The 20,422-nt window shown below is 53.3% G+C and carries 18 protein-coding genes; all 18 read left to right on the plus strand.

Annotated elements, in window-relative coordinates; all coding sequences use genetic code 11:
* Positions 1-1,828 (plus strand): excinuclease ABC subunit UvrC (gene uvrC / locus VLH40_05955; GenBank protein ID HSV31547.1); only part of this gene is annotated, 1,828 nt, incomplete at its 5' end.
* 66 nt (positions 1,829-1,894) lie between these two features.
* Positions 1,895-2,812: a DNA-binding protein WhiA gene (whiA, locus tag VLH40_05960; GenBank protein HSV31548.1), complete on the plus strand. Its 918-nt coding sequence runs from the start codon at positions 1,895-1,897 to the stop codon at positions 2,810-2,812.
* A gap of 78 nt (positions 2,813-2,890) precedes the next feature.
* On the plus strand, positions 2,891-3,997 hold the full coding sequence (ugpC, locus tag VLH40_05965; protein ID HSV31549.1) for a sn-glycerol-3-phosphate ABC transporter ATP-binding protein UgpC: 1,107 nt from the start codon (positions 2,891-2,893) through the stop codon (positions 3,995-3,997).
* 221 nt (positions 3,998-4,218) lie between these two features.
* Complete coding sequence (gene gap, locus VLH40_05970; GenBank protein HSV31550.1) at positions 4,219-5,208, plus strand: type I glyceraldehyde-3-phosphate dehydrogenase; 990 nt, start codon at positions 4,219-4,221, stop codon at positions 5,206-5,208.
* Between the two features lie 8 nt (positions 5,209-5,216).
* A complete protein-coding gene (gene tpiA, locus VLH40_05975) occupies positions 5,217-5,993 on the plus strand; it encodes a triose-phosphate isomerase (GenBank protein ID HSV31551.1) in 777 nt (258 codons plus the stop codon).
* Between the two features lie 12 nt (positions 5,994-6,005).
* Positions 6,006-6,230, plus strand: coding sequence for a preprotein translocase subunit SecG (secG, locus tag VLH40_05980; protein HSV31552.1), 225 nt, complete (start codon positions 6,006-6,008; stop codon positions 6,228-6,230).
* Positions 6,231-6,811: 581 nt separating this feature from the next.
* Positions 6,812-8,644 (plus strand): ABC transporter substrate-binding protein, encoded by a 1,833-nt coding sequence (locus VLH40_05985; GenBank protein ID HSV31553.1) that lies wholly within the window; start codon positions 6,812-6,814, stop codon positions 8,642-8,644.
* 64 nt (positions 8,645-8,708) lie between these two features.
* Positions 8,709-9,740 carry an ABC transporter permease gene (locus VLH40_05990; protein HSV31554.1) on the plus strand — a complete coding sequence of 344 codons (1,032 nt, stop codon included), beginning with the start codon at positions 8,709-8,711 and terminating at the stop codon, positions 9,738-9,740.
* A 3-nt stretch (positions 9,741-9,743) separates the two neighbouring features.
* On the plus strand, positions 9,744-10,625 hold the full coding sequence (locus VLH40_05995) for an ABC transporter permease (GenBank protein ID HSV31555.1): 882 nt from the start codon (positions 9,744-9,746) through the stop codon (positions 10,623-10,625).
* Positions 10,622-11,644: an ABC transporter ATP-binding protein gene (locus VLH40_06000; GenBank protein HSV31556.1), complete on the plus strand. Its 1,023-nt coding sequence runs from the start codon at positions 10,622-10,624 to the stop codon at positions 11,642-11,644. Before VLH40_05995 ends, VLH40_06000 begins: the two co-directional genes overlap by 4 nt.
* A complete protein-coding gene (locus tag VLH40_06005; GenBank protein ID HSV31557.1) occupies positions 11,637-12,647 on the plus strand; it encodes a dipeptide ABC transporter ATP-binding protein in 1,011 nt (336 codons plus the stop codon). Before VLH40_06000 ends, VLH40_06005 begins: the two co-directional genes overlap by 8 nt.
* Before the next feature lie 129 nt (positions 12,648-12,776).
* Positions 12,777-13,307: a translation initiation factor IF-3 gene (gene infC, locus VLH40_06010; protein ID HSV31558.1), complete on the plus strand. Its 531-nt coding sequence runs from the start codon at positions 12,777-12,779 to the stop codon at positions 13,305-13,307.
* A 230-nt stretch (positions 13,308-13,537) separates the two neighbouring features.
* Positions 13,538-13,735 (plus strand): 50S ribosomal protein L35, encoded by a 198-nt coding sequence (rpmI, locus tag VLH40_06015; protein HSV31559.1) that lies wholly within the window; start codon positions 13,538-13,540, stop codon positions 13,733-13,735.
* A gap of 36 nt (positions 13,736-13,771) precedes the next feature.
* On the plus strand, positions 13,772-14,125 hold the full coding sequence (rplT, locus tag VLH40_06020) for a 50S ribosomal protein L20 (protein ID HSV31560.1): 354 nt from the start codon (positions 13,772-13,774) through the stop codon (positions 14,123-14,125).
* Positions 14,126-14,223: 98 nt separating this feature from the next.
* On the plus strand, positions 14,224-15,237 hold the full coding sequence (gene pheS / locus VLH40_06025) for a phenylalanine--tRNA ligase subunit alpha (protein HSV31561.1): 1,014 nt from the start codon (positions 14,224-14,226) through the stop codon (positions 15,235-15,237).
* A 17-nt stretch (positions 15,238-15,254) separates the two neighbouring features.
* Complete coding sequence (gene pheT, locus VLH40_06030; GenBank protein ID HSV31562.1) at positions 15,255-17,636, plus strand: phenylalanine--tRNA ligase subunit beta; 2,382 nt, start codon at positions 15,255-15,257, stop codon at positions 17,634-17,636.
* Complete coding sequence (locus VLH40_06035; protein ID HSV31563.1) at positions 17,633-18,247, plus strand: CvpA family protein; 615 nt, start codon at positions 17,633-17,635, stop codon at positions 18,245-18,247. The genes pheT and VLH40_06035 overlap by 4 nt, the downstream gene beginning before the upstream one ends.
* A partial coding sequence (locus VLH40_06040; protein ID HSV31564.1) for a hypothetical protein occupies positions 18,244-20,422 on the plus strand: 2,179 nt, incomplete at its 3' end. The genes VLH40_06035 and VLH40_06040, both read left to right, overlap by 4 nt.

Genomic DNA, 20,422 nt, shown 5'->3' on the forward strand with positions numbered 1-20,422 from the left:
GAAAGCCCGGTATGCCAGACATGAAGTAGCAAGAGAAGATATTGGGAGCCTTCCGGCTGCCTGCGGGGTATATCTTTTCAAAAACCGGAAGGCGGAGGTGATCTATGTCGGAAAGGCCATTAATATTGTAAAACGGGTCAAATCTCATCTAAGCAGGAGTCCTTCCGTCTTTCGCCGGAATTTGGCCGATGAGATCCACTCGGTGGCCACGATTCTCACTCATAATGAACATGAGGCACTGCTTCTTGAAGAAGAATTGATCAAAAATTACCGGCCGCGATATAACCTTCGTCTCCGGGACGACAAGAGCTATCCCTATCTTTGTTTTTCCCGAGATGGAAAGTTTCCTGCGGTCAGCTTCACCCGGCGAAAAACGGCGAAAAACGGCCTTTTTTTCGGCCCTTATACTGATTCCCGCAAAACCAGGGAAGGACTGAAAATTCTCCGGTCGATATTTCAAATTCGTGGATGTAAACATCCGGAAAATCGTTTTCCCCTGGTTCGTCCTTGTCTCGATCACGAAGTGGGACTGTGCAGTGCGCCCTGTGTAGGAAAGGTGACCGAGGATGTATATCAGGAGAACCTGTGGGACGCCCACGCTTTTTTACGAGGCGAATTCAAAAACGTGGAAGAGCGCTTGGAACGGGATATGTGGGCTTCAGCTAAGGATCTCGATTTCGAAAAGGCGGTTTATTTCCGCGGGCGCCTAGAGGCGGTCCGGAAAATAATGATTCGCTACCGGCTGGTTCTCGAGGAAGCAGCCGATGTGGATTTTATCGAAGGGGGTTTTTGGGAGGGACTGGCTGGTGTGACGGTGGTGAAAATTCGGCGAGGATGTCTGGTCGGGAGTGAAAACTATCTGGTTACTCTGGAAGGTCAGCCGGAGCACCATGATCTCATTCAGGAGTTCCTGGAGAGCTTTTACTCCGACGTAGACTTTGTTCCCCCCCGGTTGGTCGTCGCGGTCCAAAATCAGGATGACCTCAGACAAAATGCTAGCGAACTTTCGTTCCCCCTGAACGTTACCCTGCCCCGCGATGACCGGGAACGGGATCTCCTCACCCTTGCCCGGGAAAACATCAAAAAGACTCTGGAAGGGGAGAGACGGCGAATCCTTCTCAAGGAAATGGCTGGAGAAGAACTCCTTATCCGGACCAGAGACGTTCTTGTCCTGCCGATGCTCCCCCGCCTTGTGGACGCAGTGGATATATCCACGTTCCAGGGAGATGAAACGGTCGGGGTGGTGGTCTCTTTTCAGGAAGGAAGGCCGGCGAAAAAACGGTACCGGAAATTCATTCTGAAGGGAGGAGAAGCCCCGGATGACTATGCCGCAATAGATGCGGTTCTTGTCCGCTACTTTCGCCAGTTGCAATGTCAGAATCGCGATTTGCCGGATTTCCTGCTGGTCGATGGAGGGGAGGGGCAACTCTCCGCAGCCCGGCAGGCCATGAACAAAGTCGGGGTTCAGATTCCCGCGGCGGCTCTGGCCAAAGGATTCGAGGAAATTCACTTACTATCCGGCAGTTCTCCTCTGCGGCTCCCGGATCATTCGGAAGTGCTCCGGTTTCTTCAACGGGTGCGGGATGAAGCCCATCGGTTCGCACTCGGCTTTCATCGTCTGCGACGGAACAAACGCGGGTTCGAAGGGATCCTCGATGGGATTCCCGGAGTCGGACCGGTCCGAAAAAAGCGCTTACTCACCGCCTTCAACAACCTTGGCGATCTGCTTGAAGTTACGCCCCAGGAGGCGAGTCAAACCCTCCGGATCCCGCAACAGGTAATCGACGAGATCAGAATCCGGCTCCGGAGTCGGTTCGCCGATAAGTGAACAACGGGGACGGAAAGGTTCTTCTATCTTAAATCTTGAGTTGTATTGAACAAATGGATGCCGTGCATGATAGATTTCCATGAGCGAGTCAAGCAGGAGCTTAATGCTCTGTTCCCGGTGGAACCACTGTTGGTCCGGGCCGAATGGACCGGTCTTTTGCGGGGAGGGGGGGTATACCGTCAGGACTCCGAGGGTGCGGCGATCTCGTTTGTGCATCGGGAATTGGCCCTGATCAAGAAAATAATCTATTTCCAAAAATTGTTGTTTCCCGGTTTTCTTCATTCCCTGTCGCGTATCGACCGGGAAGGCTTGAGTCGGGGAACCTACTACCAGGTCATTATTTCTCACGGACCAGCCCACAACCTCATTCTTGACCTCAACAGCAATGAAGACGTGATCTTTAATACCGGGACGCACGGGTTTGACCACTATATACGGGGCTTCTTTGAGGCCCGGGGTTATCTGGGAAATCCCCGTCGGGCCTATCACCTTGAGTTTCCAATCAGTTCGGGGTCGTTGGCAGAAAGAATTATGGGCCGTTTGTCGGAGGAATCTCTCGCCTTCACTCTTCGCTACCGAAAGGGTGAGTACAGCCTTTATACCAAAAAAGGAAGCACAATTGGAGACTTTCTCCGTTTTATCGGGGCTTTGCGGGCGTACCTCGAATTCGAGAAAATTACTGTGGAAAAGTCGACCATCAACGATATCATCCGATGGGCAAACTGTGAAACGGCCAATCTGGATAAAGTGGTGCAATCATCCTCACGCCAGCGACGTCTGATCGCTCTTTTGAATACCGAAAACCTGCCGCCGCCCCTAAGGGAAATTGCGGATCTCCGGGTGAAATATCCATTTATGTCCATGCGGGAACTGGGCGACCGCTGTAATCCGATATTGTCGAAAACCGAAGTTTTCCGCAGGCTTCGCCGGATTGAACGCCAAGCGATACGCGAAGGGGTAGACAGAGAGGAAAAGTTAACATAGAATAATAGGAGTTATACCAATATTTCCAACTCTTCCCTTTCCAGTTTTTTCTTAAAAAAATTATAAGGAGGAACATAGATGGCTAGTGTGGTTTTCAAGGATATCGTGAAGCGTTTTGGCGAAGTTATGGCGGTGAATAAGGTCAGTCTGGATATCCAGAACGAAGAGTTTATCGTTCTGGTTGGCCCGTCAGGTTGCGGAAAGACCACGACGCTTCGGATGCTGGCCGGTCTGGAAGAGATCGATAGCGGTGAAATATTCATCGGAGAAACCCTGGTCAACGATGTTCCACCCAAAGACCGGGACATCGCCATGGTTTTTCAAAACTATGCGTTGTACCCTCACATGGATGTTTACAATAACATGGCCTTCGGCCTGAAACTCCGGAAATTTCCCAGGACCGAGATCGACCAGCGGGTGAAGGAGGCGGCCGATCTTCTGGGTATCGGCGAACTGCTCGGCCGAAAACCGAAACAGCTCTCCGGCGGTCAGCGACAGCGCGTGGCGGTAGGTCGGGCGATCGTCCGTCATCCGAAAGTGTTCTTGTTCGATGAGCCGCTGTCCAACCTCGATGCCAAGCTCAGGGTCCAGATGAGAGCCGAATTGTCCAAGCTTCACAACCGGCTCAAGACCACCATGATTTACGTGACGCATGACCAGATTGAGGCCATGACCATGGGAGACCGGATTGTGGTCATGCGGGATGGTTTGGTTCAGCAAGTCGGAAGCCCAATTGCCTTGTATAACGAGCCGGTCAACAAGTTCGTGGCTGGGTTTATCGGGACCCCCTCGATGAATTTTCTCGATGTAGTCGTCAAAAAAGAGGGAGACAATATCATTCTCGACGGCCAGTCCTTCAAGATACAGATTCCTCCCGACTACAAGGCCAAACTTGAACCTCTCGTCAACCAGGAAGCGACCTTCGGCATCCGACCCCAGGACATCTATGACCTGCGGTATGCCCGGGAGATGGAGCACAATCACGGGAACCTCATCGAAGCGACCGTCGATGTTGTGGAACCGCTGGGTTCGGAACAGATTATCTATCTGACTTGTGGTGCACATACGATTGTCGCCGTCTTGGACATGCAGACGCATACCGACGTGGGAGACTTCTTGAGCGCGGTTGTCGACACCGCCAAGATTCACGTCTTCAAAAACGATACCGAAGTGGCGATCATTTAGGAGACAGGTCTTGCTGGTGGCGCGACCATAAGACTCATGTGGTTCACGGATGAGACAAAACGAGAGAGAGGGGGGCAACACCCCCTCTTTTTTCATGCCTGTCATGGATTCGGAATTTGACCGGTCGTTGTCTTCGTGTATAATAGGACGTATGGCTTTTCCGGATCTGACTGTGCAGATGAAAAACTGCTCATACACATACGAAGAAGGAGGTATGCTCGTTGAAAATCGGGATTAACGGTTTCGGACGTATCGGCAGATTGGTCTATCGGCGCATGCTCGAAATGGGAGACTTTGACGTAGTGGCTGTCAACGATCTGACCAAAACGGAAGTCCTGGCCCACTTGCTCAAGTATGATTCGGTGCATGGGAGCATAGGTAACGAGGTCAGTACCCAGGATAACGCGATTCTGGTCGACGGAAAACCTTTGCAGGTCTTCGCTCAAAAAGATCCCGGCCAGTTGCCCTGGAAAGACCTGGGGGTTTCTCTGGTGATCGAATCCACTGGGAGATTCACCGACCGGAACAGCGCCTCTTTGCACCTGCAAGCTGGTGCCTCGAAGGTCATTATCAGCGCCCCGGCCAAACAGCCGGATGTAACTATTGTCATGGGTGTGAACGAGGCGATGTACAAAGCCGCCGAGCACCACATCGTTTCCAACGCTTCGTGTACCACCAACTGCCTGGCTCCGGTAGTCAAGGTTCTGCACGACCATTTTTCGGTGGTCAAAGGATACATGACCACCATTCATGCCTATACGAACGACCAGGTCATTCTCGATTTTCCACACAAAGACCTGCGGCGGGCCCGGGCAGCCGGCCTGTCGATGATTCCCACGACGACCGGAGCGGCCCGGGCTATCGGGGAGGTTATGCCCGAGTTGAAGGGCAAGCTTGATGGCGGAGCGATTCGGGTTCCCATTCCCGATGTTTCGGTGGTTGACTTCGTGGCTCTGGTTGAGAGGGAGACGACTGCCGAAGCGGTGAATGGCGCCTTGAAGAATGCGGCCGATGGACCCATGAAGGGTATTCTGGCCTATAACGATCTTCCTCTCGTCTCGGTCGACTATTTGCACAGCACCTATTCGTCGATTGTCGACGGTCTGTCCACCAAGGTCAGTGGGAACTTGCTCAAGGTCTTGGCTTGGTATGACAATGAATGGGGATATTCCTGCCGGACTGTTGACCTCGTCCGGTACATGATGGCGTAGGTGGGTGGATGAGCCGCATACCGATTACCGCTGGCAACTGGAAAATGCACAAAACCACGGAAGAGGCCTCGGCATTTGCCGAGGCCCTGCTAAGCGACCTACCGGTGAGAGCCGGAGGGGCAATGGAGATCATTATCTGTCCGCCTTTTACCTCTCTCGGGTCCCTTCAACAAAAAGTCTACGGAACGCCTGTCAAACTTGGCGCGCAAAATATGCATGGGGAGAACTGGGGAGCCTTCACCGGGGAAATTTCCCCTGCAATGCTCGTCGATGTTGGATGTACCTACGTAATTCTTGGCCATTCCGAAAGACGGCATATATTCGGAGAAAAATCCGCGGATATTGGCCGGAAAGTCGCTGCGGCCTTGGCTCATGACCTGCGACCCATCCTTTGTGTCGGAGAAACGATCGAGGAACGGGAAGCGAAGCGCACGGAATCAGTGATCAAAGGACAATTGGCGGCTGGGATTGCCGGGGTGACGGAAGATAAAGCCGAGACCCTGGTGATTGCCTATGAACCGGTTTGGGCGATTGGAACCGGGAGAGCAGCCGCCCCCGCAGACGCCCGGCAGGTGATTGAATTTATTCGGCGGGAACTGGCTGGAGCCTGGAATGTGAAAACATCCGAGCGTTGTCGCATTCTTTACGGGGGAAGCGTCAAAGGTGAAAATGTTTTTGAATTTGTCCAGGATAAGGATATCGATGGGACGCTGGTCGGTGGAGCGAGTCTCGATGCTGGACAGTTCCTCGCGATTGTCGAGGAGACCCTAAAAGCCTACCGGTAGGAGAGGAGACACATGGCAAACTGGATGATCGTCCAGGTTCTCGTATCAATCGGTGTGATTCTCGTCGTAATTTTCCAACCCCGTAAGGCGGGGTTGGGAGGTGGAATATTTGGAGGGTCTACCCGGGCGGATAAAAGCAGTAAATTCAAAAACCTGTCCATCTTGGGCAAGCTGACAGTTCTATTTTCAACGGTGTTCATGATTCTGTCTCTTGTCTTTGCCTTCTTCTTGGTGTAAGGATAAGGATAGGGTGGCGAGGTGTGCCGCTACCCTGAATATCGCTCGCTCAATTCGCTCCGTTTAGTTGCTGATATCGTTCCTGAACCGAAGCGGGGCTTTTCACGACTCACGAGGGAATGGCCCGCGGATTGGCGAGGAATATCTCCCTGGTCAACAATGTAGGACGTGTTGTACTGTAGACCACGACCACACCACGGTGACGGTGGAAATCATTGCCTGCCGCGCTGGGGTTTTTCCTGCGGTGTCTGACTGAGGCATGCCATCCTCTATCGCAAAGCCGGTTATAGTCCGGAGTCTTGAAGGATGGTGGCTGATTCTCTGGAAAGGAGGTGGTCATGGGAATCCCGGCTCAAAGTTGCCTGAGATTCCTGATGTATTCGGTGTTGGAGTCGTTAGCAGGGGACGTTTGCCACTTGATATGAGCAGGGGTTTTGAGGAGGTTTCCAAGTAGTCAACCAGTCGACGGAACCGACAGCAGCGAACATAAAAATAGAGGGTGGGGCTTTGAACCCGCTCAGTCTTTTGTCATTGCACCCTTCTATAGAGTGCTTTCAGAGGAGGAATGTACCGTGAAAAAGATGATCATCGGGGTCGTCGCTGTGTGTGTCTGCCTTATTGCAGGCATGGCCTTTGCCCAAGTCAAAAATCCGGATACCTATATCATGCTGACCATCTCCGAACCGGATACCCTTGATCCGCATCAGGCGTATGATACCGCCAGCGGTGAAGTCATTAGCTTTGTGTATGATAACTTGATTGCCTACCAGAAAGACAGTATGACCGAATTCATACCTTGGTTGTCCCTGAAGGTGCCCAGCCTGGAGAATGGGCTGATCCATGATGGTGGGAAAACCTATGTTTTCCCCATTCGGGAAGGAGTGACTTTTCACAACGACCGGCCTTTGACCCCCGAAGATGTCGAGTATACCTTCGAGCGGGGCATCCTGGCCGACCCGGCGGCCGGCCCGATGCATATGCTGATTGATTCCCTCTTCGATAAGCCGAACCTGGCGAACTTTGTCGCTGAAACGGTAGGCGTGAACCTAATGGAAGCGTTAACCGAAGACCGTGAACTGGTCAACGAGGAAGATGCGCAGAAGCTGATCGATTTCTACAATGAATACATTGATCCGGCAATTGAAGTCGAGGGCAATACCGTAGTATTTAACCTGGTCCGTTCTTTTGGCCCTTTTCTCAGTATTTTGACCCGATATGCCAGTTGGGGTGCGATTCTGGATCGAGAAACCAGTATTGAAATGGGGCTCTGGGATGGTGAGGCCGATGGATGGTGGCGTTACTACAACCTGCGGAAAGAAGAAAGTCCGATCTTTGCGTCGGCCAATGGAACCGGACCATTCAAGCTTGTGAATTGGGACCGGGCCCAGCAGAAAGTGATACTCGAGAGATTTGATGGCTTTTGGGGCGATCCGGCTAAAATCAAAACAGCCGTCATCTGGGGAATTGAGGAATGGGGAACCCGCCGGGCGATGCTCGAAGCTGGCGATGCCGATCAGATCCATTGCCCCCAACAATTTTACGAACAGGTCATGGGGCTGCCCAATATCGATGTCGATATCCACGAAACGGTGATGATCGATGCCATGCAGTTGGTTTGGGAGGTGGGTCCGGGGAGCCCCTATCTTGGAAGCGGTCAGTTGGACGGTGAGGGAATTCCACCGGACTTTTTCAGTGACGTGCACGTCCGCCGGGCCTTCAACTTTAGCCTGGACTACGATACCCTGATCAATGTGGCCCTGAGTGGTCTGGCGACCCGCTTGCCTTCCGTCCTCCCCAAAGGGTTTATGGGCTGGAACGAAGATCAGGTGCGATACGAGTTTGACCTAAAGAAGGCTCGGGAGGAATTCCAGAAGGCTTGGGGGGGTAAACTATGGGAAACCGGGTTCAAGATCACCCTCTTCTACAATATCGGTAACGAAAGGCGGCGAGCCATCTGTGAAATGCTCCAGGAGAACATTGAGTCTTTGAATCCTAAATTCCAGGTTGAGGTAGTGGGTCTTGAGTGGCCGACCCTCCTTGACGCCTACCGGAACGAGCACATGCCCGCCTTTATCATGGGGTGGATGGCGGATTTCGCGGATCCACACAATTTCATTTACGCCTACCTTCACAGCAAGGGCACCTTCGGTGCTTTCTTAGGTCAGCCATTCCGTGATTTCGCCGAAGAACATTTCAACAGCTTAATCGAACAGGCGGTGGCCGAGGTCGACCCGAAGATCCGGGAAGCCCTCTATGAGAAAATTCAGCTCATCGCCTATGAACATGCCGCCTTCGGAATTCCCCTTCTCCAGCCCCGGTTGATTTTCCCGCGGCGCGGCTGGGTCCAGGATTGGGATTTCCATCCCATGCGGCCGGGTGAGGTGAATTTTCTCTCGGTTTGGAAAGCCGAGTAATTTCTGATCAATACCCAGGGGGAATTCTTACGGGACCTCCCCTATGGATATGGAGGCCTTGACGGTGCTTTTCTATATTATCCGGCGCCTGTTGTTCCTTCCCCTCACCTTGCTGGGTATTTCGTTGATTATATTTTTAATGTTTATGCGTCTTACTCCCGAACAGCGAGTCGCCCTGTACATCACCGGGCCCGAGCGCCTCAAGGGTGACAGCGTGGAGCGGATCATCGAACTTCACGGTTTACGGGATCCCTGGCACCTACAGTATGGGCGCTGGATCGGAAACGTCGTCCGGGGCAACCTGGGCTGGTCTACTGTGGGAAGGGAACCGGTGTTCGACGCGCTCATCCGCCGCTTTCCCTATACCCTGGAACTGGCCGTGCTTTCCGGTATTCCGATTATCCTTCTGGGGATATGGCTGGGTGTTTTGTCCGCGACCAACCATAACCGGCCGCTTGACCACGCCCTGCGGATATCCGCCGTGGTGGGCTGGTCTTTTCCCGATTTCGTCTTCGGATTTTTTGTCATGATGATCTTTTACAGTATCCTGGGCTGGTTTCCACCCGGTACCTTGAGCTACGAGGCTGGTCTTATCGTGAGGTCGGAGCAGTTTCGAATCATAACCGGGATAATCACCCTGGATTCGCTACTCAACGCGCGCTTTGATGTATTCCTTGATGCGATCCGGCGGTTGGCCGGCCCGGTTCTGACCCTGACCTATTTAGGTTTTGCCTATATCCTGCGTATCACCCGTTCTGCGATGCTGGAAGTCCTCGAGAAGGATTATGTCCGGACGGCCCGGGCCAAGGGTCTTGCCGAAGGGGTGGTTATTTATAAGCACGCTCGGCGTAATGCTTTGATCCCGGTTGCGACGGAGAGTGGCCAGACCATCGTCGCGCTCTTGGGTGGAACGGTGATCGTGGAAACGATTTTCAACCGGATCGGAGTGGGAAGCTTCCTGGCCGCGGCGGCTCAACAACTTGATTTCGCCTCGGTGATTGGGGGAAGCCTGCTTTTTGGAGTCATCCTGGTAATTGGTAATCTCCTGGTCGATATTTCCTATACTCTGATCGATCCCCGGATACGGTTGGAATGAGCGATGAAACGAAGAGAGTGGTGGGCGCTCCGGAAATTCTTTTTGAATACCTCAGCCGTACTGGGTTTCTCGTTGCTATTATTTTTCATAGTGATCGCCGTTTTTGCCCCATACATCGCCCCGCCGCGGGCTGGACGGGATCCCTATCTGATGCCGGTCGTGGAATGGAGTCCCAACCCGCAACCGCCTTCCCCCGACTTTCCCTTCGGCGTGGCTGGAAGGCGGGATATTTTTTATGGAGTGATTTGGGGGACCAGAACTGCCTTTCGGGTGGGAATCGTAGTGACGGCGGTCTCCACTCTGATCGGCTTGGTGGTGGGCTCCCTGGGCGGATATTTCGGCATGTTCCTCGATGAAGTCTTGATGCGGATCACCGACATCTTCCTGGCCATCCCTTTTATGGTTGCCGCTGTCGTGATGGCCACCGTCTTCGGGGCGGGTCTTGACAACGTGATTTTGGCACTGATCGCTTTCAGCTGGATGTATCCGGCCCGGTTGATCCGAGGCAACATCATGCAGATCAAGGAAGAACAGTACGTAACCGCCGCTCGATCTCTGGGAATCAGCCATTTTTTCGTCATTTTACGCCACATCTTACCTAATTCTATTTTTCCGGTATTAATCCAGGCCTCCATGCGCATGGGCTCTTTGGTGATCACCGCCGCCGCGCTGAGTTTTTTGGGGATTGGCGCCCGGGAGAATTTCGCTGATTGGGGAGGGCTTCTCAATTACGCCCGAAATTGGATGCTCGGAGGTAGCGGAGACATGGGGAGATACTGGTTCATGATCTTCTTTCCCGGTGTGGCGATGGTTCTTTTCGTTCTGGCCTGGAATCTGGTCGGTGATGCGTTGCGGGACATTTTTGATCCAAGATTGCGGTTATGAATACAGCTGAAAAGGGAAATAACGTTTTGCTCGCTGTAGAGGGTTTGAAGGTATATTTCTACGGGCACGATGGGCAGGAACTGAAAGCGGTGGATGGGGTAGATTTCCAGGTCGATCGTGGGAAAACTCTGGCGCTGGTCGGAGAATCGGGGTGTGGTAAAAGCGTCACCTCACTGAGTATTCTCCGACTCATCGACAGGAATGGTAAGATTGTCGGCGGGAACGTGTACTTTGAAGGGAAGGACTTGACGGCGTTATCGGATGAACAGATTCGGCGGATTCGGGGAAAAGACATCTCCATGATTTTTCAGGAGCCTTCTTCGGCCCTGAACCCCGTGTATACCATCGGAGACCAGATCATGGAAGCGGTGGTTCTGCACCAGAAAGTACCGCTTCGGGAAGCCCGCCGGATTGCCGGGGAAATGCTCCAACTGGTGGGGATTCCGGATCCGGAGAAACAGCTTGACGAATATCCCTATGCCCTTTCGGGAGGCATGAAACAACGTTCGATGATCGCCATGGCCCTTTCCTGTCACCCAAAACTTCTGATCGCCGACGAACCGACCACTTCACTGGACGTAACCATCCAGGCTCAGATTCTGGAGTTGATCAAGGGTCTACAAAAAAAGCTGGCCATGACGGTGATTCTGATTACTCATGATCTGGGCGTGGTGGCGGACATGGCTGATCGGATCCTGGTCATGTACGCCGGTAAGGTAATGGAATCGGGAACTCGGAGAGAGATTTTTAAAAACCCACATCACCCCTACACCCGTGGGCTCTTGTGCTCGATACCCCGCCTTGATTCCAGGACGCCGCGCCTTGCGACAATCCCCGGGGTTGTACCGGATCCGACCAGTTTTCCCGAAGGGTGCCGTTTTCAGAACCGCTGCCCGGACTGCCTCCCTTGTTGTGTGGTCGAACCGGCTCGCTGGGAAATCTCTCCGGGACATTATGTCTATTGCCACAACCTGCGTGGGCCTTTCGAACACTCATGGGCAGGATCTCCCAATGAGTGAAAAGTCTTTGCTTCGCTGCCGGCAGTTAAAAAAATATTTCCCGATCAAAACCGGTCTCCTGCGAAGGACAGTTGGTTGGGTCAAAGCCGTGGACGGAGTTGACTTCAGCGTAGATCCCGGTGAAACCTTCGGTATAGTCGGTGAGTCCGGATGCGGTAAGAGTACTCTGGGGATGACCTTGCTGCGTCTTTACGATCCGAGTGCCGGGACCATTCTTTTTGACGGGAACGATATCTCCCGGGTTCGATACGGAACCCTGAAGCAGATGCGGCGGAACATACAGATGATTTTCCAGGATCCCTTCAGCTCACTCAACCCTCGGATGAGTGTCGGTGCAATCATCGAGGAGGGATTGCGGGTACACCGGATGGGGAATTACCGTCTCCGCTCCCGCCTGGTGGGGGAACTCCTGGAGAAAGTGGGACTGAACGCGGAGCATGCCTCCCGATATCCTCACGAATTTTCCGGGGGGCAGCGCCAGCGGATCGGCATCGCCCGAGCCCTATCCCTGAATCCCCGGTTGGTGGTGGCCGACGAAGCCGTTTCCGCTCTCGACGTTTCAATCCGCTCTCAAGTGCTCAACCTGATGCTGGACCTCAAGAGGGAGTTCAATCTGACTTATCTTTTTATTTCCCACGATTTGGGAGTAGTCAAGCACATTTGTGACCGGATCATGGTTATGTATCTCGGGAAAGTGGTGGAGATCGCTTCGAAAGAAACCCTTTTCGATGGCCCCCTCCATCCCTATACCGTGGCGTTGATTTCGGCTGTGCCGGTTCCCGATCCGGATTATTCAATGAAACGGATCCTGCTTCCCGGCGATATTCCCAGTCCGATCGATTCTCCTCCGGGATGTCGTTTTCATACCCGCTGTCCAGTGGTTCAGGATCTGTGTCGGTGCGGGGAACCTCCTCTTGAAGAAAAACAATCCGGCCATCAGGTGGCCTGCCATTTTCCAGGGAGCCTGGTGTTCGACTATCGGCAAAACGGCGTTTCCGACTGATGCCCGACGGCCATCTGTAGTCATGGAGGAGTGACCAGTCTTGCCGATGCCTGGTTAATCTCCGACCTTTATGATGGAAAATGTTGACGAAAGAAGTTTATGTGTGTTATTTTTTTCTCACCGTAACTAATGAAAGAGGAGGCGGTATTCATCGATATTAAATATCGAGTCAACCACCAGATACGGGTGCGGGAGGTCAGAGTGATTGACCATGAAGGCAATCAGTTGGGCGTTATTCCCACCAGAAAAGCTATGGAAATCGCTGAAGAGGCCGGCCTTGATCTGGTAGAAGTCGCACCGGAAGCCAATCCACCGGTATGTAAAATCATGGATTATGGGAAGTTCAAGTACGATAAGGAAAAGAAAGCCAAAATTTCCCGGCGGAACCAGAAAATTGCGGACCTCAAGGAACTGAAGATGCGTCCGAAGATAGACGAGCACGATTACCAGGTAAAGCTAAAAAGCGCTTTACGCTTTCTCCAGGACGGCGACCGGGTCAAGTTTACCATTCGTTTTCGGGGAAGAGAACTTACTTTCAAGGAAAAAGGCGTGGAAATCCTGGAAAGGGTGATGACTGATCTTCGGGAGATGACTAAACTCGAACAAACCTTGAAAGAGGAAGGCCGGAACATCACGATAACATTGGCCCCGAAAAAATGAGGAATTGACCGGCCACAGTAAGGCGGCATGGCATCGGGGATGAAAATTGAGGATGGGATGAAGCCATCACTGATCACCGTTCACCGATCACAGTTTTATTTTCAGAGATGAAAGAAAAAGCAGGCTATTAGGCGGTAGGTCAAACACCGCAACAAAGGTGACATTGGTCCTTCCTAAAAACCTAAACGGCTGAACAGCTACAGCCTGCATTTACTGAGGGGGTATGGTCGATGCCTAAAATGAAAACACACCGCGGCACGGCAAAGCGGTTCAGACTGACCGCTTCCGGGAAGTTGAAAAGAGCCCAGGCGGGGAAAAGTCACCTGCTGGCTTCAAAAAACCGAAACCGCAAGCGGCGCTTGCGGATGCAGGTTTTAGTGGATAAATCCGAAATGAAACGTATCAAAACCCTCTTGCCTTATGCCTGAAGGGGCGACTAACCAGAGAAAGATAGGTGATGTTTCGTGCCGAGAGTGAAAATGGGAGTGGCTTCCCGGAAACGGAAAAAGAAGATCATGAAATTAGCCAAGGGATACCGGGGAGCTCGTTCTCGTAATTTCAAGCGGGCTAATGAGCAGGTTCTCCACTCCCTGGCATATGCATACAGTGACCGGCGGAAAAAGAAACGGGATTTTCGCAAGTTATGGATTATTCGAATCAACGCCGCCAGTCGTGAAGCCGGGTTGACCTATAGCCAGTTTATACACGCCCTGAAAAAAGCCAATATCGGAATTGATCGGAAAAATCTGGTCCAGTTGTCCATAGAAGATCCGGAAGGATTTGACCGGTTGGTTGAAATCACCAAGGGCCAGATCTAAACTGTTTCCTTGTAGGGTGTAAACCATGACGGAATGCGGTATCCGGAGAGATCGGATACCGCATTCCGTTTTTTTTCCGCTGGAAGGGAGGATGCTCTTTGGAAGCCCTGAATTATTGTTTGGATGAATTTCAAAAAGCTCTCCGGGAAATCGGCACACTCGACGACCTGAATCGGATCAAGGGTCGCTTTATCGGGCGAAAAGGGGCGTTGAACAATCTACTGAAAACCTTGAAAACGCTTCCGGAAGAACAGAAACGGGAAACCGGACGGCGGATCAACAAACTGAAAGAGCATATGGAACAAGAATTGACCCGGGTGCAGAGTATGCTCGACGCCCGAAAAAGCCGGGGTCCGGCAATCGATCTTACTCTTCCCGGGCGTTCGCTTCGTTCCGGAAGCCTGCATCCGATTCTTTCAACCATGGACACGATTTTGGACGTCTTTCAGAGTCTCGGTTTTCGGATCGAAGAAGGGCCGGAAATCGAAACCGACTATTATAACTTTAAGGCCCTGAATTTTCCCCCCGACCACCCGGCCCGGGATGAGCAGGATTCATTTTTCCTGGAGAAAGACTATCTTTTGCGAACACATACCTCACCAGTGCAGATCCGGACGATGGAAAAGCTGACCCCGCCGCTCAAAGTGGTGGTGCCGGGACGATGTTACCGCCGCGATGCAGTTGACGCCACCCATTCCCTGATGTTTCACCAGGTTGAGGGCTTGGTCGTCGCTCCGGGAATTTCCATGGGTCACCTGAAGGGGACCCTCGAGGTTTTTGCCCGGCGGGTTTTCGGTCCGGATCGCCAGGTGCGCTTCCGGCCCAGTTTTTTTCCGTTTACCGAACCGAGCGCGGAGGTGGATATTTCTTGTGGGGTGTGCCGGGGAAATGGATGCCGATCCTGCGGACAGAGCGGGTGGTTGGAAATCATGGGTGCCGGTTTGGTCCATCCCCATGTTTTTCACCATGTCGGGTACGACTCGGAGAAAGTGAGAGGCTTCGCTTTCGGTATGGGCGTCGAGCGGATCACCATGCTGAAATACCATATCCCGGATATGCGGTGGTTCTACGAAAACGACCTGGCTTTTCTTGACCAGTTCAGGATCGTGTAGAAAAACGGAGGAGCGGAATGAGAGTTGCCTGTTCACAGTTCAAAAAATTGCTGCCCGGCCTGGATATAGCCCCCCAGGCCCTGGCGGATCTGATGACACACCAGGGTCTAGTAGTGAAAGAACTGGCGCCGGTGAGTGAACTCTTCTCTCCGGCATGTCTGGCCGCCACCTTCGAAGAGGGATCAGAGGATAATGGTTTCGTCCGGTGTACGCTCAAGGCCGGCCCGCAGACGTTCCATCTATCCGTGGAACCCTGGGGTGTTCCCCTGCCTGGCAGCCGGGTGTTGGTCAATCCAGTGGGCATGGGAATGCATGTCCTGCCTCTGGCGGGACTTCCCCCTCTTGAGCATGGGGCCTTTCTTATCACTCTTCCGTTGGAGATACCGGAAGGTGAGCGGATCCCGGGAACGAAGGTCCTTGCCGACCAGATTTTGGAATGTGAGGTGACGGCAAACCGGGGCGACTGTCTTTCCGTTCTGGGCCTGGCCCGGGAAATCGCCGCCGGAATGGATTTGGATCTTGTCCCTCCGGAAACCGATTTTGTTTTTTCGGAGACTCGAACCGATTTTACCCTGGAGAACCAGGATGCCGATGACCTGTGTCCGTACTACACCGGACGGCTGATCAGAAATGTGACCGTTCGGCCTTCTCCTTGGTCGGTGATCCTTGATCTACTTCTTCTGGGTCTTCGACCGATTAACAATGTCGTTGATTATACTAACCTGGCGATGATGGAATTTGGTCAACCGCTGCACGCCTTTGATGCCTCCACGCTGCGGGGTCGGGGGATTGTGGTCCGGCGGGCCCGGCGGGGAGAACAGCTTGTGACGCTTGATGGAATCAAGCGGGAACTCTCCTTCGGTATGCTCGTCATTGCCGATCGGGAACGGCCGGTCGCCGTGGCGGGGGTCATGGGCGGGCAGATGAACGAAGTGGTTCCGGCGACGCGGGAGATCTTCCTGGAAGCGGCGGTGTTTGATGGGCCTTCGGTTCGCAAAACCACCCGGAGCTTGGGAATGAGAACGGATGCTTCCGCCCGATTCGAGCGAGGGATCGATTGCCGGGCGGTCATCCCAGCTTCCTCGCGGGTTTTACACCTGCTTGACCAGGAAAGGTCTGCTGTGGAGGTCCTTTCCCCTTGGCTGGAGAACGGCGGTCCGACATTCAGGCAACGTGAAATCTCGCTGAATCCGGAATATATCGGTGAGATAATGGCCTTCCCGGTGAACCAGGAACGGACCCGCCGGATTTTGAACCGGTTGGGTTTTCGGACCGAGGAAACCGGGGACGGAGCTTTGCGGGTGTCGGTTCCTTCCTGGCGGGCCGATGTCGGAGAAGCGATTGACCTGGCGGAAGAAGTCGGACGGGTAGCCGGCTACCGGCATATCCACTCTATGCTCCCCGAAGTGGCCTTCGATCCCGGAAATCGTGGTTCGCTTTGGCCGGTCAAGGCGAAACTTCGCTCATTCCTCGCCGACCGAGGTTTTTATGAGGTGGTCACAATTTCGCTTCTTAACCGGGAAACGGTCAGAAAAGCGGGCTTCCGGGAGGAGGATCTCGCTTGCGTGATTAACCCTTTGGTCCACGATCAGAGGGTCCTGCGGCCTTCGCTGCTCTTGTCCTCCCTGGATACCCTACGTACAAACATAACCCGGGGACGGGATCCGGTGGGCATATTTGAAATCGGCGATGTTTTTTTGCGGACCGCCGGTTCCCGGAACCATTATGCGGAAGAGAGCAGACTGTTTCTGGCCCTGAATGGTTCCCTGTTTTCCCCGCTGTGGCAAGATAGATCAGTCGATCTGTACTTTGAATTGAAGGGCCTGTTTGAATCGATCCTGGACCGGCTGGGCATAGACCAGGCCGGGGTGAATATGCAGCCCGAGGAGGATCCGACAGGCCTTTTCAACTCCCAGCGTTCTTTTACAGCGTTTCGTGGAAAAGGAGAGGATCTGATCGGATGGGGAGGGTCCCTTCGGGACGAACTCGCTTCCGTTTTCGGGTTCTGGGGGATCGTCTATTGTCTGGAGTTGCGCCTATCCCTTCTGGGTGAGTTGGTTCGTGAACAGAGCATATCCCTTGATGAGGTGAGCCGTTTTCCGGCAGTTCGCCGTGATGTTTCTCTGTTGTGTCCGATCACTTTGTCCTGGCAAACAGTCAAGAATCTGCTCGACACGGTTTCCCAGTCGAAGGGGATGGCTTTGGAATCTTTCGATTTGTTTGACTGTTACCAGGGCAAATCCCTCCCGGTCGACCGGAAGAGTCTGTCGTTTTCCATGGTGTTTCGCTCTCTGGTGGAGACTCTGACCGATCAAACGGTTGATCAGTGGGTGAGCGAAGTTAAAGAAGCGTTAAAAACTCTGGATGGCGTCCTTCTCCGGGAGGAATTGAATCTTTGATCACTGAATGGTACAGCATCGTCTGTTTCGTGCTTTTGTTTTTGAATGCTTTACGCAGTGCCTGGCGGGGCTTCAGCAAGGAGTTCCTGGTCCTGATCGGGATGCTGATCGGGATTCTGGTCGGGATACGCTATTATTTCGGCCTGGCCCTTATTCTGGAAAATATCGCCGGCTGGTCTACCCCTTGGCTGTACCCGGTGGGCTTCCTGGTGATCTTCATCCCGATTGTCCTGGTTTTTTCCTGGATCGGGGTTTTTTTTCGACGGGTGTTCGAGGGGTTGGACATTGTCTGGTTTGACGCGATACTGGGTTTCCTGGTCGGCATCCTCAAGGGGATGCTCTGGATTATCGTTCTGACGCTCTTTGTCCTGAATGTCACGTTGTTTCAATTCATGATCGATGGAATCAGGTATTCCGCCTTTTATGAACGCTTTACACAGCCCGCCATCCAGTTTCTGGCCGGATGGATCGAAGCCTTTCCTGAGACGGCCTTTCTCCGAGGCATCTTTGAAAAGGGGATGGACCCGCCTCAGGAGAGCGATCCGGCCGGAGGGATGGAAAAAGAATTTTTGGATGGGAACAGCCAGGATATTGAAACAGGAGAAATATGAAGGTCTCTTCCGAAACCTTGCAGAACTTTGAGTGGGAAAAAATCGTTAGAAAACTCGCGTTCCTGTGCACCGGTGAAGCTACTCGGGATGAGGTTTTACGGTTGGCCCCCCTTCATCGTTTCGAGGAGGTTACTGAAGCTTTGCGGGAAACAGGCGAGTACCTGGAAATGATTCGTTTTGACGGTGAAATCGCCTTTTCTCCCTTTCCCGATCTTCGGGAAGCGCTTTCCCGGGCCTCGCTCCCGGGATCGACCTTACCCCTCCCGGGATTGGTCCGAATTTTCCTTTTTATGCAACTGGTTCGCCGGATCATCGCTTTTGGCCGGGAGAATCGGATCCATGAGAAATATCCCCATTTGTTCCGTTACTGGAAAGATTTGCCGAATTTTTCGCCTCTTCGGAAACTGTTTACCCAGTGCATTTCCGAGGATGGAAGGGTCCTGGATACGGCGAGTCCCGGCCTATCCCAGGCTCGCCGAACCATCCGGCGTATTGAAGAGTCCCTTAAAGAAACCCTGAACTCTTTTCTTAACCATCCGGACCATCTCCCGTATCTCCAAGAACGTCACTACACGGTACGGCGCGGCCGGCATGTCGTCCCGGTCAAAGCCCAGGCGCGGAACCAGGTCGAGGGTCTGATCATTGATTCCTCTTCGACCGGTGCTACGGTTTTTGTGGAGCCGAGAGCGGTTCTTTTCCTGAACAACGAACTTGAAGTCGCTCTCTGCCGGGAGCGGGAGGAGGTCGAACGGGTGCTTGATATGTTGACCGGCGCGGTACGTGGGGAGACGGAGCCGCTGGAAAGAAGTTTCCGAAACCTGACCCACCTCGATTTTTTACAGTCCAAGGCTCGGTTAGCCCGGGACTGGGATGCACTGTGTCCGGAACTGACAAAAGGTGAGTTTTCCTTCCGCAGGGCCCGGCATCCCCTCCTCGGGCACCGGGCGGTTCCCTTCGATTTGACCATCACCCCCGACCGAAGCGTCCTGGTCGTCAGTGGTCCCAACGCCGGGGGAAAGACGGTTCTGATTAAAACGATCGCCCTGGCGGTTTTCCTTACCCATTGTGGTTTGTTCCCCCCGTTGGAGCGCGGCTCTCAGATCCCTTTTTCCCGGGGTCTATATGTGGACATCGGGGACCATCAGGACCTGGAAAACGACCTGAGTACTTTTACCTCCCGGATTACCAGGTTGAAGGCCATTCTTGAGGACGCCGGTAGCGATACCCTCGTTTTGATCGATGAATTGGGATCCGGAACCGACCCGGAAGAGGGAGCGGCCCTGGCCCGGGCGGTTCTGGAACACCTGAGGAGCCATCGGGTCACCTGCGTGGTGACCACCCACTTTCCTTCGGTCAAGCATTACGCCTCCCAGGAGCCGGGGATGCAAACTGCTTCGCTGGAATTCGATCCGATCCGCCTGGTTCCGACTTTTCGTCTCTTACCCGGAGAAATCGGGGGGAGCTTCGGTTTGGAGATTGCCGCCCGGGTAGGTTTTTCCAAGACCTTACTCGACCGGGCGGTCACCTTTTTGAACCAGGAACGGATTGATCTTGACCGCCTGATCCTCGAACAGCGGCGGAAAAATGAATCGCTCCAAAAGATGGAGCAGGAACTCAAAGAGCGCCTTGAAGCTACCGCTTTGGACCAGGAAAAGGTGGCTTCGCTCCGGGCTGAACTAGAGGAGGGTCGCCGAAAAATCCTGCGGGAGTATCGGGAGGAGTTGAGCGGCTTTCTCAAGAACACCCGCGAAGAAGTCGCCCGTCTGGTCGGTGCCCTGCGCAAGGACCACGTTCTCGATGAGGAAACGTACCGGATTTTTAAGACAAAAATGGAAAGAGAAAAGGAGTGGTTGCAGAGCCTAGACCGCGTAGAAGAGAGAGTCGCGAGCGAACCGAAGAACCCGGAAGCGGGAGACCGGGTGTACATCAACGACCTGAAAAAAGGAGGCACCGTTTTGTCCGTCTTGCCTGAAAAAAACCGGATCCTCGTGGAAATGGAGGGAAGGAAAATCCAGGTGTCCCTGGATAAGGTCCGGCGGGATGACCAAGTGAAACCGGCTGATGGTGAAAGTATTCGGTATACGTTAAATTCGGTCGTACGTACCGTCCCGGAATTGGAAATTCGGAAAATGCGGGTGGAGGAAGCCAAAGAGAAGCTTGAAAAATATTTTGACC

This window comes from Atribacteraceae bacterium, from assembly GCA_035477455.1.
In the GTDB taxonomy this organism is placed as follows: domain Bacteria; phylum Atribacterota; class Atribacteria; order Atribacterales; family Atribacteraceae; genus DATIKP01.